This is a genomic window from Pseudomonas beijingensis (assembly GCF_030687295.1).
Lineage (GTDB): Bacteria > Pseudomonadota > Gammaproteobacteria > Pseudomonadales > Pseudomonadaceae > Aquipseudomonas > Aquipseudomonas beijingensis.
This window is the reverse complement of record NZ_CP117425.1, coordinates 5,053,460-5,068,756: the sequence shown is the minus strand read 5'-3', so window position 1 is coordinate 5,068,756 and position 15,297 is coordinate 5,053,460. Positions and strand designations below refer to the sequence as shown.

Genomic DNA, 15,297 nt, shown 5'->3' with positions numbered 1-15,297 from the left:
GGGGATAAATCCCCTCGCCACAGATGCGTCAACTCTTTGGTGATTCACAACCCCACAGTTCCACGGTCGGCCCGCCCGCCGTCGGCGGCCCCAACCAATGGCTCATCGGCCGACAACCACCTTCGAAACACAATTGATAATCGCCAGCCTGGGGCGTGCGGCCCAGTTTCAGCGGTTGCAGGGGCGGCACCTGGCGCCGATAGTGCCAGCTGCCATTCTCCAGCCGGGCATTGTCGGGAATCTCCATGCCCGCGCCATTGCCTTTGACCCTGGCTTCACCCAGGACCAGCCCCTGTTCGGTCACGCGATAGTCCTCCTCCCAGCGGACCTTCTCGATGGTGTGGTTCCACGCCAGCGTGAAATCGGCAACCGCAAGCTGGGCCCAGACCACGCCGGACAGGCCCAGGCACAAGCCGATCACGCCAAGGCCCGCCCATTGCGTCGCGCGCGCCAGACGTGCTGGACAATCAGCAGCCCACCCAGCACGAAGCCAATCTCATCAGTCAGGGGCAGGGCAACCACCAGCAATGCGCCGGCGGCAAAGCACAGCAGGCGTTCCCAAACCGGCATTTTCTGTTGCAGGTAACCGGTGGATGCCATCCCCCAGAGTCCAACCGCCAACAACGTCTTGATCAGCATGTACGCCGTCATCCACAGGTTGTCGCCCTGGAGCATCAGGGCCGGGTTATAGACCGTCATGAACGGAATGACGAAGCCGGCGAGGGCGATGCGCACCGCCCAGAAACTGATTTTCAGACCACTTTCCCGGGCAATGGGGGCGGCGGCGAAACACGCCAGTGCCACCGGTGGTGTCAGGTCAGCGAGGATGCCGAAATAGAACACGAACATGTGCGACACGATCAGCGGCACGCCCAGTTCCAACAGGGCCGGCGCGGCGATGGAACTGGTGATGATGTAGTTGGGAATGGTCGGGATACCCATGCCCAACACCAGGCAGGTGAGCATGGTGAGGATCAGCGACAGCAACAGGTTGTCCCGGCCGATGGCGAGGATGTAGCCGGCAAAGGTGGAGGCCACGCCGGTCAGCGAGACCACCGCGATGATGCTGCCCACCAGGGCGCAGGCGATCCCCACCGGAACGGCGTGACGCGCGCCGTCCACCAAGGCATGCAAGCAGATGACAAGGGTTTCCCGTGTGCCTTGCATGAACCAGCAGGCCACCACCAATACGCCGATCACCGCAAACACCACACCGATGCCCAGCCGGAAAAAACCGACGCACAGTAGCCCCAAGGCGATCCAGAAGGCACAGCGCAACGCGTAGTTCGAGACCTTGAAAATGATCGCCGAGCCGAGAATCACGATGGCCGTCAGCGCCAGGCCCACCATGCCGGAAAACAGCGGTGTGCGTCCGGAAAACAGCAGATAGACCAACACCCCGAGTGGGATCAGCAGGTACCAGCTTTCCTTGACCGCGCCCCAGGCGCTGGGGCACTGGTCCTTGGGCAGGCCTTTGAGGTCGGAGCGCTTGGCCTCCAGGTGAACCATCCAGAACACCGAGCCGAAGTACAGGCACGCCGGTATCAGCGCCGCCTTGGCGATTTCAACGAACGGCACATTGATGGTTTCGGCCATGATGAACGCCACCGCGCCCATGACCGGCGGCATGATCTGGCTGCCCATGCTGGACGTGGCTTCCACACCGCCGGCAAACGCCGCCTTGTAGCCGAAGCGCTTCATCAGCGGGATGGTGAATTGCCCGGTGGTGACCACGTTGGCGATGCCCGAGCCGGTGATGGTGCCCATCAGTGCCGATGACACCACGGCCACTTTCGCCGGCCCGCCCAGTTTGTGACCGAACAGGCCCATGGCGAAATCGGTGAAGAGCTTGATCATGCCGGCCTTCTCCAGGAAGGCGCCGAACAGGATGAACAAGAAGATATAGGTGGCCGACACGTAGGTTGGCGTGCCGTACAGCCCTTCGGTGCCGAACGACAGTTGGTTGATGATTTGATCGACGCCATAGCCGCGATGGGCCAAGTCGCCCGGCAAGTATTCGCCCAACAGGCCATAGGCCAGGAATACGCCACAAATGATCGGCAGCGCGATGCCCATCACCCGTCGCGCGGCTTCGAAGACCAGCACCATCAGGACCACGCCAATGATCATGTCGGCGGTGGTCAGGTCGCCGGAGCGCTGGATCAGGTCGGCTTCGAACACCCATTGATAGAGCGCCGTCGCCACGCCCCCCAGGCTCAAGACCCAGGCCAAGGGTTGCCAGGGACGCTGCTTGCCATAGGCCGGGTAGCTGAGGAATACCACCCACAGCAGGAAGCCGACATGCACCGCCCGCAGCACGATGCTGGAGACCGGCGAAAACGCGGCGGTGACGATCTGAAACACTGAAAACAGCAAAGCCACGTAGAACAATGTCTTGGGCCAGTCTCGCGGGTTCGTGGCGATACCGTGCGGGTCTTCACTCATGAGGTGCCTGCCTTCTGTTCACATTCAAGGGGCGAAAACACGACCCATCAACGGCGCCATGCGCCGTTGATGGGTAGGGGTTACAGCGCGCCCACTTCCTTGTAGTAGCGCTCGGCACCGGGGTGGAGTGCGATCGGCAGGTTTTTCGCGGCGTTTTTCAGGCTGATGTCCTTGGCCGCTGAATGGGAGGTGCCCAGGCGAGTGAGGTTCTCAAACAGCAGCTTGGTCATCTGGTACGCCACCTCATCCGGGACATCTTCGCGGGTGACCAGGATGTTGGTGATGGCTACCGTGGGTACGGCGTCGGTCTGGCCGTCGTAGGTATTGGCCGGAATTATTGCGCTCTGGTAGGCCGGGTTACCGATTTTCTCCACCACATCGGTGGGCACCGCTACGTAGCTCAGCGCCATGGTCGAGGCCAGGTCACGAATGGCCGCCATTCCCAGGCCCGAGGATTGAAGCGTGGCGTCCAGTTGGCGGTTCTTGATCAGGTCCACCGACTCGGCGAATGGCAGGTACTGGACCTTCATGTCCTGGTAGGTCAGCCCCGCAGCCTTGAAGATTGCCCGGGCATTGAGCTCGGTGCCGGATTTTGCCGCGCCGACGGAAACGGTCTTGCCTTTGAGGTCGGCTAATGTCTTGATGCCGGACTCCTGGCTGGCGACGATCTGGATGTAATTGGGATAAGCGCCAGCGATGGCGCGCAACTTGGTCAATGGCGCCTTGAAACCGGCGTCTTCCACGCCGTTCTTGGCATCCGCCACCGAGTCGCCCAAGGCCAGGGCCAGCTCCCCACGCCCGGCTTGCAGTAGATTGAGGTTTTCCACCGAGGCCTTGGTGGCTTGTACCGAGGTCTTGGCGTCCTGGATGCCGGTGCTGTAGATCTGTGAAAGCCCGACCCCGATCGGGTAATAAACGCCGCTGGTGCCTCCCGTCAGGATGTTGATGTACACCGGGCCTGCTTGGGCCGCAGTCGTAACCGCCAAGGCTGCCGCAGCGGCCAGGAGGGTGAAGCGCTGGTTGACTCGCATGGGGAACTCTCCGTCTTGTTATGGCTTTATGCAGAGTCCTTCCACTGTAGTTCAAACGCGGGTGATGGCGAGTCGAGCGGCCGTAAAGGCTTTTTGTGGCAAGGGAGCTTGCTCCCGCTGGGCTGCGCAGCAGCCCTGAAACCAGGCAGCCCGGTATGTCTGTTTGATTCAATCAGCTTCATTCGGGACCGCTTCGCGCCCCAGCGGGAGCAAGCTCCGGGTTCCATTCACTGTCTGGCTCTAGGGGCCGTACTGCCACGCACCGTCAACCCAAACGGCAACACTACATGGCGTTCGGCAATCGGCTTCTTCTCGATCAGGGCGATCAGCATCTCCACCGCTTTTTGACCAAACGTTTCGGCAGGCTGTGAAATGGTGGTCAGGGGTGGGTCGCAGTAGGCGGCGAACGGGATGTCGTCAAAACCCACCAGGGAAATATCCTCGGGCACCCGCAGGCCCATTTGCTTGATGCGCCTGAGCGCGCCGATGGCCATTTCGTCGTTTTCACAGAACAGCGCGCTGGGACGGTCGGCCAACTCCAGCATCGCGCCGGCGCCGTCGTCACCGGCCTTCAAGGTGAAGTCGCCATGGCAGATCAGGCTGGGGTCGACGGCGATGCCAGCCTGGCGCAGGGCATCCTGGTAGCCGGCCACGCGGTCCAGGGTCAGGGGGCTGCTGCGCGGCCCCTTGATGATGCCGATGCGGCGGTGGCCGAGGCCGATCAGGTGCTCGGTCATGGCTTGAGCGGCGGCCCGGTTGTCGAGGCTGATGGTCGGGTAGGGGGCACCTTTGACCACTTCGCAGGCGTTGACCAGCGGCAGGCTTTCGGCGCCCGTGGGCATCGATTCGAAAGGATCGCTGGCGCGCAACTGGATCACCCCGTCGGCCTGGTGGGCGTAGACCAGGGCGGCGAATTCCCGCTCGATCTGCGCCCGGCCCTGGGTGTCGCACAGCAGCAATCGATAACCTGCTGCCTGCGCGGCCTGCTGCGCGCCACTGATGACCCGGGCGAAAAACGTGTTGGCAATGGCCGGCACCAGGATCACCAGGTTGCCAGTGCGGCGGGAGCGAAACTGCACCGCCATCAGGTTGGGCCGATAGCCGGCCTGTTCCACTGCCGCGTTGACCTTGTCCCGCGTCTCGGGAAGCACCCGCTCGGGCGATTTCAGCGTTCTGGACACCGTGGCCACCGAAACACCCGCCAGCCGGGCCACTTCACGAATGTTGGACAAAATCACCTCAGGGGACAGGGGTTACGGTGGGGGAGCTTACCGCAGGTTGAGCGCCTCACAAATATTGCGCGGTGAACCCTTTGGGTTTGACACGCGGGAAAACTGAGCCTAGATTTCCGCCATGATGTAACCGGTTACATCATCATTCTGACAGGAAGAGAATCGCGATGAATCCTGTAGCACCGAAAATAAGAATGGGCTTCGTCGGCGGTGGAGAGGGCGCGTTCATCGGCCAGGCCCACCGTCAGGCCGCGGGCCTGGACGGCGGTTTCGAACTGGTGTGCGGTGCGTTCAGCCGCGACGCCCACAACAATCGGCAGACCGGCGCGGCCCTGGGCCTGCCAGCGTTCCGTTGCTACCACGACTGGCAGCAGATGCTCGACACCGAAGCGCTGCTGCCGCTCGACCAGCGCATGGAACTGCTGGTGATCGTCACCCCCAATCATCTTCATGCACCCATCGCCAGCCAGGCCTTGAAAGCCGGTTTCCATGTGTTCAGCGAGAAACCCGCCGCACTGGACCTCAACGAGTTGCTGGCCTTGCGGGAGGTGCTGCAAGGCAGCCGTTGCCTCTACGGCCTGGCTCACACCTACCTGGGCTATCCCATGGTGTGGCAGGCCCGGGACATGGTGCGTTCGGGCGTGATCGGTCAGGTGCGCAAAGTGCTGGTCGAGTACCCCCAAGGCTGGCTCAGCCAGGATGTCGCGGCCCAAGGCAATAAACAGGCCGAATGGCGCGACGACCCGGGGCAGTCCGGGTTGGGCGGTTGCATTGGCGACATTGGCACCCATGCGTTTTCCCTGGCCGAGTTCGTCGCGGACCAACCGATCCAGCAGCTCTGCGCCACATTGGGCACCCACGTCCCGGGCCGGCAATTGGATGACGATGCGGCGATGCTGTTCAAGATGGCGGGTGGCGCCAGCGGTGTGTTGATCGCAAGCCAGGTCTGCACCGGCGAAGAGAACCCGCTGAAGATTCGCGTCTACGGCGACAAGGGTGCCTTGGAGTGGCGCCAGGAAGAAACCGGCGAGCCTGATCCATCGCGCCTTCGATCAACCCCTGCACATCCTGCGTAGCGGTGTCGGCCAGCCGTGGCTGTGCGAGGCGGCCACGCGGCGCATGCGCCTGCCGGCCGGGCATCCCGAAGGTTATCTGGAAGCCATGGCCAACCTCTACGGCGATTTCGCCCAGGCCATTCGCAGCCATATCGAAGGCCCTGACGCCCCAGGCGTACCCGGCATCGAAACCGGCTTGCGGGGCATGGCGTTCATCGAGGCCGCCATCCTCAACCACCGTGGCGACGCGAAATGGACCGCCGTGCAAACCGGAGCATCCTTGTTGTGAATACCTCCAATAAAACACCGAGCGGCCTGCGCGGCCCGGGCATTTTCCTGGCGCAGTTCATGTCCGCCGAAGCCCCGTTCGACACTCTGGCCAACATCGCCCAATGGGCCGCTTCACTAGGCTACAAGGCCATTCAACTGCCAACATCTGGCACCCAATACATCGACCTGGCCCGGGCCGCCGAGAGCCAGGCTTATTGCGATGAGCTCAAGGCCACCTGTGCCCAGGCCGGTGTCGAAATCAGCGAACTATCGACGCACCTGCAAGGCCAGTTGGTGGCGGTGCACCCGGCGTTCGACGCGCTGTTCGACGACTTCGCCCCGGCCCATCTGCGCGGCCAGCCCCAGGCGCGGACCGAGTGGGCGGTCGAGCAACTCAAGCTGGCCGCCCGCGCCAGCCAGCGGCTGGGGCTGAAGGCCCATGCGACGTTTTCCGGCGCGCTGCTGTGGCCGTATTTCTACCCCTGGCCGCAGCGCCCGACGGGCCTGGTGGAACAGGGTTTCGCCGAACTGGCGCGGCGCTGGTTGCCGATTCTCGAATGCTTCGATGCGGCCGGCGTGGACCTGTGCTACGAAATCCACCCCGGCGAAGACCTCCACGACGGCGCCTCCTTCGAGCGTTTCCTGGAGGCGGTCGATCATCACCCTCGGGCGGCGATTCTCTACGACCCCAGCCATCTGCTGCTGCAACAGATGGACTACCTGGGCTTCATCGACCGTTACCACGAACGCATCCGCATGTTCCACGTCAAGGACGCCGAATTCCGCCCCGATGCCCGTTCCGGGGTGTACGGCCGGCTACCAGGGCTGGGTCGATCGCCCTGGGCGGTTCCGTTCGTTGGGCGATGGCCAGATCGATTTCAAATCGATCTTCAGCAAGCTGACTCAATACGATTTCAGCGGGTGGGCGGTCCTGGAATGGGAATGTTGCCTGAAGGATTCGCAACAGGGTGCGGCAGAAGGCGCGGCGTTCATCCAGCGGCACATGATCAGCAAGACCGGCAAGGCGTTCGATGATTTCGCCAGCGTTACGGCGGATGAGGACTCCAACCGGCGGTTGTTGGGTTTGTTGAGGTAGCTGGCGCAAAGCAAACCCCTGTGGCGAGGAAACTCATTGTGGGAGCAAGGCTTGCCCGCGATGAACGAATACGCGGTTCAAACTGTGAGACGGCGGCGCGGCCATCGCGGGCAAGCCTTGCTCCCACAGTTGAGGTCCCTTTGTAACAAAAGCGGTGCGGCTTTTTTTCACAAGAACAACAATAAAACGGTGACTGTCATGACCACGATGAACGCACGCCTCAGCGTGATGATGTTCTTGCAATTCTTTATCTGGGGTGGCTGGTTCGTCACCCTCGGCACCTTTCTGTCCAGCACCCTGGGCGCCAGCGGTGGGCAGATCGGCATGGCGTTCTCCACACAATCGTGGGGGGCGATCATTGCGCCGTTCGTCATCGGCCTGATCGCCGATCGCTTCTTCAACGCCGAACGGATCCTGGCGGTGCTGCACCTGCTGGGTGCGGTGTTGCTGTATCAGCTGTATTCGGCGGCGGATTTCAGCGTGTTCTACCCGTACGTGCTGGTGTACATGGTGGTTTACATGCCGACGCTGGCGCTGGTCAATTCCGTGGCGTTCCGGCAGATGCGCGACCCGGCGCTGGAGTTCTCCCGCATCCGGGTGTGGGGCACCATCGGCTGGATCGTCGCCGGCGTGGTGATCAGCTTCGTGTTCGCTTGGGATTCGCGCGAAGCGATCGCGGCAGGCGGCTTGCGCAATACGTTCCTGATGGCGGGCATCGCGTCCCTGGTCCTGGGGCTCTACAGCTTCACGCTACCGGCCACGGCACCGCTCAAGGAACAGGCCGGCACGGGCGGCGTCAAGCAACTGCTGGGGCTGGACGCGTTGGGGCTCCTGAAGGATCGCAGCTACCTGGTGTTCTTCATCGCCTCGATCCTGATCTGCATTCCCCTGGCGTTCTATTACCAGAATGCCAACCCGTTCCTGGCCGAAACCGGGATGACCAACCCAACGGCGAAGATGGCCATCGGGCAGGTCTCGGAAGTGTTGTTCATGCTGCTGTTGCCGCTGTTCATCCAGCGCTTCGGCATCAAGCTGGCACTGTTGGTGGGTATGGCGGCGTGGGCCTTGCGCTACCTGCTGTTCGCCTACGGCAATAACGGCGACCTGGCGTTCATGCTGTTCACTGGCATCGCCTTGCACGGTATCTGCTACGACTTCTTTTTTGTCTCGGGGCAGATCTACACCGATGCCAAGGCACCGGAGCGCTTTCGCAGTTCGGCCCAGGGCCTGATTACCCTGGCGACCTATGGCGTGGGGATGCTGATCGGCTTCTGGTTGGCGGGGCAGGTGACCGATCACTTTGTCGTGGCTGGCGGTCATGACTGGCAGAGCATCTGGTTGTTCCCGGCCGGTTTCGCGTTGCTGGTATTGGTCTGCTTCCTGTTTACCCTTCCGTGGCCAGCAGGCGCTCGTTGCGCCGTCAAAGGCCTGAAGCAGCGCCGGGCGTCAGTCATTTGTGGCTGACGTCCAGTTTGGTGTAGGTCACTTTTCCGCCTTCGTTGGAATACCCCTTGTTATCCAGCGTGTAGACGCCGGCCTTGAAGTAGAAGTTATAGCCGTACCAGGACGGGTCCAGCTTCACCTGTTTGCCCGTGCTGCCGATCAGCACCGAGAGCTTGCCTTGCTTGTCCATTTGCAGCGAGTAGGAGAAGGCCTTGTTCAGCGGCACGTTTGGCACGGTGTAGATCACCGGGCTCTTTTTGTCCTTGGGTTTGACCCGGTATTCCACGTCGATATTGCCGGTGCCCTTGGCGTAGCGGTACACCAGCTTCAAACAAAGGCGTGGGGGCGTCCTTGGCGTGGATCTGCGCCACCACCACGCGGCCTTCGGAAGGGACCTGGTTCACCGCCAGGGTGCCCTTGAGGGTGTTGGTGCCGCTGTTGTAGCGCCAGTTGCGCAGCTTGCCGTCTTTACTGGTTTCCCGCAGCTCGGAGCGCGGGTATTCGCTTTTGCCGGTATGGGAGCCGGTGACCGGCGCCCAGAAGACGATCCGCTGGCCGTTATTGTCGAAATACTTGTTTTTCAGGGCCGGCATGGCTTTGGTCGCCACGACCTGCGCCGGCGTTTGCACGGGCAGGGTAATGTTCCAGACAGTCAGGTCAATCATGATAAAAACCCTCCAACGGGACCGGCCGTTACCTAGCGGCCGTCAAGACAAGAACTGCCTTCCGTGGCGCAGTTTTCATGTTATCGACGAGGGGCTGTTTCGCTGGAGGTGCACCTGACGGATGGCTCTGCGATGAGCCTTTGAGGCACTGAATCGGGCGGATTATGGTGTGTCAATTTATTGCTGATCGGTTAGAGTACGCGCCGCCCGAGAGACGGATCCCGGGCGTCTTCCTATGGAGCTTCAAATGAATCACATCAGCAAAGTTGTTGCCTGCGCCCTGTTTGGTCTGGCCCTGGCGGGTTGCACCGGCACCCCGATGAAAACCCAGCAATACGACAGCACCCAATACACTGTTGTCGGCCACAGTGAAGCCAAGGCCACCGGCCTGCTGCTGTTCGGCCTGATCCCGATCCAGCAGAACAACCGTTTCGTGCGCGCCCAGACCGCCGCGATCAAGGCCAAGGGCGGCGACGCCATGATCAACACCCAAGTCCAGGAAAACTGGTTCTGGGCCTGGGTCCTGACCGGCTACACCACCTCGGTGTCCGGTGATGTGGTCAAGCTGAAAAACGTTCAGTAACACCCTGCTTGAAAGGCAAGCCTGCCGGTTGTAAAGGCGCTTGTCTGTGGCGAGGGAGCTTGCTCCCGCTCGATCGCGCAGCGATCGCAAAAGGGGCCGCTTCGCAGCCCAGCGGGAGCAAGCTCCCTTGCCACAACAGCCCCGATCATGCCTGACCCTCGATTACTGTCCTCCCACCACCATATGCGTGAACGGCGCCACATACGCCTGCAACGTCACCAGCCCGCCCACCAGAATCGCCAGCACCACCGAGTGGAAAAACACGTAGCGCAGGATTTCGCCTTCGTGACCGTACCAACGGGTCGCGGTGGAGGCGACCACGATCGACTGGGCGTCGACCATCTTGCCCATGACGCCGCCGGAGCTGTTGGCCGCGGCCATCAACACCGGGCTGATGCCCAACTGTTCCGCCGTCACCCGTTGCAACCCACCGAACAACACGTTGGAGGCCGTATCCGAGCCGGTCAGCGCCACGCCGAGCCAGCCCAGCAGGGTGCCGAACATCGGATAGAAAATGCCCGTGGCGGCGAAGGCCAGGCCCATGGTCGCGTCCAGGCCTGAATATCGCGTGAGAAATCCCAAAGCCAACATCGCCACGATGGTGATCAGCGAGTAGCGGACCACCCACAGCGTTCGCAGGTAGTGGCGCACCAATTGCGGGATGGAATAGCCCATCAGCAAGCCACCGAGAATCGCCGCCAGGAAGATGCCGCTACCGGTGGCGGTGAACCAGTTGAATTTGTAGACCGCTTCCTCGGTTTTAGGTTGGGGTACCACGGGCGGGACTTTTTCGATCTGCTGGTGGATGGTGCCGAAGGTCACCAAGGGCGAGAAGATCGGATTGGCCTCGCGCATTGGCTTGCCTTGGGGGTCAAGCTTGGCCGATTGAGTTTGTGGGTCCAGCGCCGGACGGGTGTCGAACAGATTCTTGAAGCCCTGGGTGCCCCAGGCGAATACGAATACCGTGAGGATGATCCATGGCATCCAGGCCCGTAGCACGGCGGGGCGGTTGTCGCTGCCGAAAGCGCCGGTGGTGACCGGTTGTTGTTGCTCGCTCGCCTCGATCTTCGAGTCATCGTGCCGACCCGTCAACGCCGCCGACGTATGCACCGTGGCCGGTTTCCAGACCTTGAGGAAACCGGTGAGGCAGGCCATGGAAATCAGCGCGGCGATGACGTCCACCAGCATCGGCCCGTGGTAGTTGGACACCAGGAACTGCGGGATGGCGAAGCTGACGCCGGCCACCAGGATCGCCGGCCAGACCTCCAGCATCTTGCGCCACCCGGCGAAGGCCCAAATCAACCAGAACGGCACCAGCACCGAGAAAAACGGCAACTGCCGACCGACCATCATCGACAGCTCCATTTCATCCAGCCCGGTGACTTTGGCCAGGGTGTTGATGGGTGTACCCAGGGCGCCGAAGGCCACGGGCGCGGTGTTGGCGATCAGCGCCAGGCCCGAGGCGGCCAGGGGCGAGAAGCCCAGCCCGATCAGGATCGCCCCGGTCACCGCCACCGGCGTGCCGAAGCCCGCCGCGCCCTCGAAGAATGCGCCGAAGCAAAACGCGATCAGCAGCAATTGCAGGCGCCGGTCGTCGGTGATGCGGGCGAGGGAGTCCTGCAGGACCTTGAACGAACCGTTCTCGGTGGTCAGCCGGTGCAGGAAAATGATGTTGAGCACGATCCAGCCGATGGGCAGCAACCCATTGGCCGCGCCATACAAAGCCGCAGAACCGGCCATGTCGGCCGGCATGCCGAAGGCGAAAATCGCAATGAGCAACGCCGAGGCCAGGGCGTACAACGCCGCCAGGTGCGCTTTGACATGAAAGAAGGCGAGGGACGCCAGCATCACCACCACCGGAACCGCCGCCAGGAGCGTCGACAGCACCGCATTACCGAAGGGATCGTAGACTTGTTGCCAGACCATGTTCCACCTCTGCTTTTTATTGTTGGAAGTGCAGGCCCCCAGGGGGATTGGCAGAGAAGTATAGGCGGGGATTGGGGAAGGGGATTGGGACCTTATGGCCCTGGTAACCAAGTGTGGGAGCGAGCTTGCTCGCGATAGCGGTGGGTCAGTCAGCATTATCGGCAACTGACCCACCGCTATCGCGAGCAAGCTCGCTCCCACAGGTTTTTTGTGATGAGGGCTAGCGTGCTTCGACGTTGTCCAGCGCGCGGTTCGCCAGCATTGCGCTCAGTTCGATCAGTTGCTGGATGCCCAAGGCAATGTGACGCCTGGGACCTTCCAGGTCGAAGGCCAGGTCATTGACCATGGCATTGGCCGAGGCCAGGTTTTCGCTGAGGTTGGCGAGCAGGGTTTCGGTATCGACGCCATGGGCGACGGTGAACAGTTGGCCCGGATCGGCCTCGGGTTTGTTGGGTTTGGGCTTGAGGTAGTGATCGAGGATGCGGTCGGCGGCTTTGTCGAATGCTTTTGAGTTGGCTGGATCGGTGTCCGGTGGGTTGGGTGTTGGTTTGAACATAGATGAAACTCCAGATAAGAAATTGGAGCCATCACTCTCGCTACCAAACGAAGGGTGGTGGCCATACGAAGGTTGGTAGACCGGTTACCTGGCAACCCGGCGCGTCCGAGAACGCCCTGCGCATGACCACCATAAAACAGAGGACGTAGAAGTCCCTTGCATCAGGATTGCACGTGCGCCAGGAAACCGGGCTACCAAACCCGATCGCTGATTCGTCAGCGACCCGGAAACGATAGAGCCCGGCCCCCAGGCGCACAAGCCGGCGGATTCTGGCGCAGTTGTAGGGAATGGCGCAAGACAACGTAGCCCGATCCTGAACGCTCCTACACCGGGATAAACACAGTCATTTGAATAAACACAATCCCCCTTGTGGCGAGGGAGCTTGCTCCCGCTGGGTCGCGAAGCGGCCCCAAAATTTCTGCATTGAGCAAAAAACCTGGGCCTGCTTCGCAGTCCAGCGGGAGCAAGCTCCCTCGCCACAAAAGCGCTTACTCAGGCCAACAGAGCAGCGCCCCCGTTCAGCCCTTCGCCGCCATCGCCGTCACTTCCACTTTCATTCCCTCGACCGCCAGCGCGGCCACGCCCACCGCTGCACGAACCGGCCAGGGCTTGGCGAAGAAGCGTTTGTAGACTTCGTTGAACGCGGCGCGATCGGCCATGTCGGTCAGGTAGATGGTCAGGTGCAGGACCCGGTCCATGGAACTGCCGGCGCCCTCCAGGGCGGTCTTGAGGGCTTGCAGCGTGCATTCGCTCTGCAACGTGATGTCGCCCAGCTCCAGGCTGCCATCGGCGCGGGTGGGGATTTGCGTGGAGACCAGCAGGCCGCCGAAACCGGCGACGTCGGAGGAAATGGAATCGGCATCTGGATCTGGAATAAACGTGATGTCTGGGTTGCTCATGCAAAGCCTCATGCAGGAAAAGTAAAAAGACCGCCGCAGTTTACCGTCCCTTGCTGCGCTGTTCCTGCATTCCTTTGGCCGTGCGCTTCCAGTCCGCTGTTCCCAGCATCAAAGCCCTTGGGCCGGACGTTGGGTTGTCATCGTCGGTTCAAGGGGCGGTTGCGCGCCGTTCAGGCGGGCGGCCAGTTGTTGTGCCTGCTCCCATCCGAGCTCGGGCGCCAGCCAGTCGAGTGCCTCTTCGGCGCTGAAGGCCAGCACCCGCTGTTGCTGGTTGGCGATGTCGCCGTACGTGATCAGAGCCAGGCCGTCACAGCCAAACGGCGTCTCGCTGGCCTGGGCCAGGGCGGCCAGGAAGATCGGGGTCGACTGCCGGGCGGTGGTGTAGGTGAGGCGTTGCGCCTGGGAGGGCGAGGAGGACGCTTGCGCCTCATACCAGCCCTCCACGGCGACCAGTACGCGGCCTTCGTGCTTGATGGGATCGAAGACTTTGGAGCGCATGACCAGATGCAAGGGCAGATGCGTCAGTGGCGGCATCGTTCCCACCGACCAGATCGGCGACCAGCCCCAGCGAACCTTGATGCACTCCAAGTGCCCGCCGCGACGGCGAATGGCACTGACCTGCATGTTTGGCTTGATCAGGCTGTGCTGCTCCTGGGTCTTGGGCGGCGTTGTCACGCACAGCTCCAGGGGCGTCACGCTTGTACCGAAACGGCTGCCGGGCGAGTCTCGTTGGGCGAAATACGCCAGGGAGTCTTTTGAAGAACCGTGTTGAACAAGACCGTCACACATAACGAAAACTCCCGGCAGTGAAGCGCAAAGAAGCCTTGATCTACCCGCTGTTCAAGCCATGACGTAGAAGCGCGTCAGCGTGGCTTTCAGCGGTGTCATGTAGGTCCGAACCGTGGCGAAACGCTTGGTTCGAAAATCCTCGTGGTGGGGAGACGAGCGGGCCATTGGGGTGGATGCACTACCGCTATCGCGAGCAAGCTCGCTCCCACAGAGATTTGTGGTGGGCGGGATTTTCAGCTACACCGCCGAACCCTTGTGGGAGCGAGCTTGCTCGCGATGGCGGTGTGTCAGTTTACAAAGATGCCGGCTGTGCCGACGCCTTCGCGAGCAGGCTCGTCTCCACCCCGTTGTGCATGGATGAAGTCCACGAAAGCCCTCAACGGCGAGGGCAGGTAGCGGCGGCCGGGGTAGTAGAGGAACGGCCCGGTAAAACGCTGCCACCAGGGTTCGAGTACCGGTTCGAGGGCGCCGCTGTCCAGGTGGGGCCGTAGCCAGTCCTCGAACAGGTGGACAACGCCCAAGCCATCCACCGCGGCCTGTACCGCCAGGTCCATCGCACCGCCGATGCGCACGATCAACGGGCCGCTCGGGTCGACGCTCACGGTTTCGCCGTCACGTTCATATTCCCACAGGGGCAGGGCACCGCTGGGAAACTTGCCCGTCAGGCAGGCATGCCCCAGCAGGTCCCGTGGATGTTCGGGCCGGCCCCTGACATCAAGGTACGCCGGTGCCGCGGCCGTGGCGAAGCGCTGGAACCGGGGGCCGATGGGGATGGCGATCATGTCCTGCTCAAGGCGCTCGTCGTAGCGAATGCCCGCGTCACAGCCGGCCGCGAGCATGTCGACGAAACTCTCTTCGGTGACCACTTCCAGGCGGATGTCGGGATAGCTTTTCAGGAACGGCGTGATGATCGCCGGCAACACCAGCCGAGCCGCGCTGACCGGCACATTCAACCTGAGGGTGCCGGAAGGACGGTCGCGAAAATCGTTGACCACGTCCATCGCCGCCTCGACTTCGCCCAGGGCCGGGACGATGCGTTCCATCAACCGGGCACCGGCCTCGGTCGGTACCACGCTGCGGGTGGTGCGGTTGAGCAGGCGCACGCCGAGCCGGCTTTCCATCCGGCGTACGGCATCGCTGAGGCTCGACGCGGACTTGCCGCTCACCCGCGCGCCTTCACGAAAGCCCTTTGCATTGACCACGGCCACAAAGGCCAGCAAGTCTTGAATATCCGTCGCCATTGTTCTCTCCCCCGTACAACCCGTGCTGATTGCACCTGATTATCAAGGAAATGGTCAACGCCTATA

At 62.0% G+C, this 15,297-nt stretch carries 11 protein-coding genes and 4 pseudogenes; 4 read left to right on the top strand and 11 right to left on the bottom strand.

Annotated elements, in window-relative coordinates:
• Positions 1 to 28: 28 nt before the first annotated feature.
• From PSH84_RS22530 to PSH84_RS22515, 4 genes are all read right to left on the bottom strand, one after another.
• Positions 29 to 421 carry a DUF1850 domain-containing protein gene (locus PSH84_RS22530; protein ID WP_305481822.1) on the bottom strand — a complete coding sequence of 131 codons (393 nt, stop codon included), beginning with the start codon at positions 419 to 421 and terminating at the stop codon, positions 29 to 31.
• Complete coding sequence (locus tag PSH84_RS22525) at positions 418 to 2,445, bottom strand: TRAP transporter permease (protein WP_305481821.1); 2,028 nt, start codon at positions 2,443 to 2,445, stop codon at positions 418 to 420. The genes PSH84_RS22530 and PSH84_RS22525 overlap by 4 nt, the downstream gene beginning before the upstream one ends.
• Positions 2,446 to 2,525: 80 nt before the next feature.
• Positions 2,526 to 3,476 (bottom strand): TAXI family TRAP transporter solute-binding subunit, encoded by a 951-nt coding sequence (locus PSH84_RS22520; protein WP_305467600.1) that lies wholly within the window; start codon positions 3,474 to 3,476, stop codon positions 2,526 to 2,528.
• A 227-nt stretch (positions 3,477 to 3,703) separates the two neighbouring features.
• The gene (locus PSH84_RS22515; RefSeq protein ID WP_305467598.1) at positions 3,704 to 4,708 is read right to left on the bottom strand and encodes a LacI family DNA-binding transcriptional regulator; all 1,005 of its coding nucleotides are present in this window, start codon (positions 4,706 to 4,708) and stop codon (positions 3,704 to 3,706) included.
• Between the two features lie 167 nt (positions 4,709 to 4,875).
• On the opposite strand from PSH84_RS22515, the pseudogene PSH84_RS22510 reads away from it, so the two are divergent.
• The 3 pseudogenes from PSH84_RS22510 (at position 4,876) to PSH84_RS22500 (ending at position 8,561) form a co-directional block, all read left to right on the top strand.
• A pseudogene (locus PSH84_RS22510) lies at positions 4,876 to 6,052 on the top strand (Gfo/Idh/MocA family protein).
• A gap of 59 nt (positions 6,053 to 6,111) precedes the next feature.
• Positions 6,112 to 7,129: pseudogene (locus PSH84_RS22505) on the top strand (sugar phosphate isomerase/epimerase family protein).
• 198 nt (positions 7,130 to 7,327) lie between these two features.
• A pseudogene (locus PSH84_RS22500) lies at positions 7,328 to 8,561 on the top strand (nucleoside permease).
• Positions 8,562 to 8,579: 18 nt separating this feature from the next.
• Here the strand turns inward: PSH84_RS22500 and PSH84_RS22495 are convergent.
• Positions 8,580 to 8,894, bottom strand: coding sequence for a polysaccharide lyase family 7 protein (locus PSH84_RS22495; protein WP_305481820.1), 315 nt, complete (start codon positions 8,892 to 8,894; stop codon positions 8,580 to 8,582).
• Positions 8,895 to 8,970: 76 nt separating this feature from the next.
• Positions 8,971 to 9,237, bottom strand: a pseudogene (locus tag PSH84_RS22490) (polysaccharide lyase family 7 protein); the annotation flags it as partial.
• Between the two features lie 247 nt (positions 9,238 to 9,484).
• On the opposite strand from PSH84_RS22490, the gene PSH84_RS22485 reads away from it, so the two are divergent.
• The gene (locus PSH84_RS22485; protein WP_122566214.1) at positions 9,485 to 9,820 is read left to right on the top strand and encodes a hypothetical protein; all 336 of its coding nucleotides are present in this window, start codon (positions 9,485 to 9,487) and stop codon (positions 9,818 to 9,820) included.
• Positions 9,821 to 9,982: 162 nt separating this feature from the next.
• On the opposite strand, the gene PSH84_RS22480 is transcribed toward PSH84_RS22485, so the two are convergent.
• From PSH84_RS22480 to PSH84_RS22460, 5 genes are all read right to left on the bottom strand, one after another.
• On the bottom strand, positions 9,983 to 11,746 hold the full coding sequence (locus PSH84_RS22480) for an L-lactate permease (RefSeq protein WP_305481819.1): 1,764 nt from the start codon (positions 11,744 to 11,746) through the stop codon (positions 9,983 to 9,985).
• A gap of 220 nt (positions 11,747 to 11,966) precedes the next feature.
• Complete coding sequence (locus PSH84_RS22475; RefSeq protein WP_305467592.1) at positions 11,967 to 12,302, bottom strand: DUF6124 family protein; 336 nt, start codon at positions 12,300 to 12,302, stop codon at positions 11,967 to 11,969.
• 518 nt (positions 12,303 to 12,820) lie between these two features.
• Complete coding sequence (locus PSH84_RS22470; RefSeq protein WP_053189311.1) at positions 12,821 to 13,201, bottom strand: RidA family protein; 381 nt, start codon at positions 13,199 to 13,201, stop codon at positions 12,821 to 12,823.
• A gap of 108 nt (positions 13,202 to 13,309) precedes the next feature.
• On the bottom strand, positions 13,310 to 13,990 hold the full coding sequence (locus tag PSH84_RS22465) for an SOS response-associated peptidase family protein (RefSeq protein ID WP_305467591.1): 681 nt from the start codon (positions 13,988 to 13,990) through the stop codon (positions 13,310 to 13,312).
• Between the two features lie 287 nt (positions 13,991 to 14,277).
• The gene (locus PSH84_RS22460; protein WP_305467590.1) at positions 14,278 to 15,231 is read right to left on the bottom strand and encodes a LysR family transcriptional regulator; all 954 of its coding nucleotides are present in this window, start codon (positions 15,229 to 15,231) and stop codon (positions 14,278 to 14,280) included.
• Positions 15,232 to 15,297: the final 66 nt, after the last annotated feature.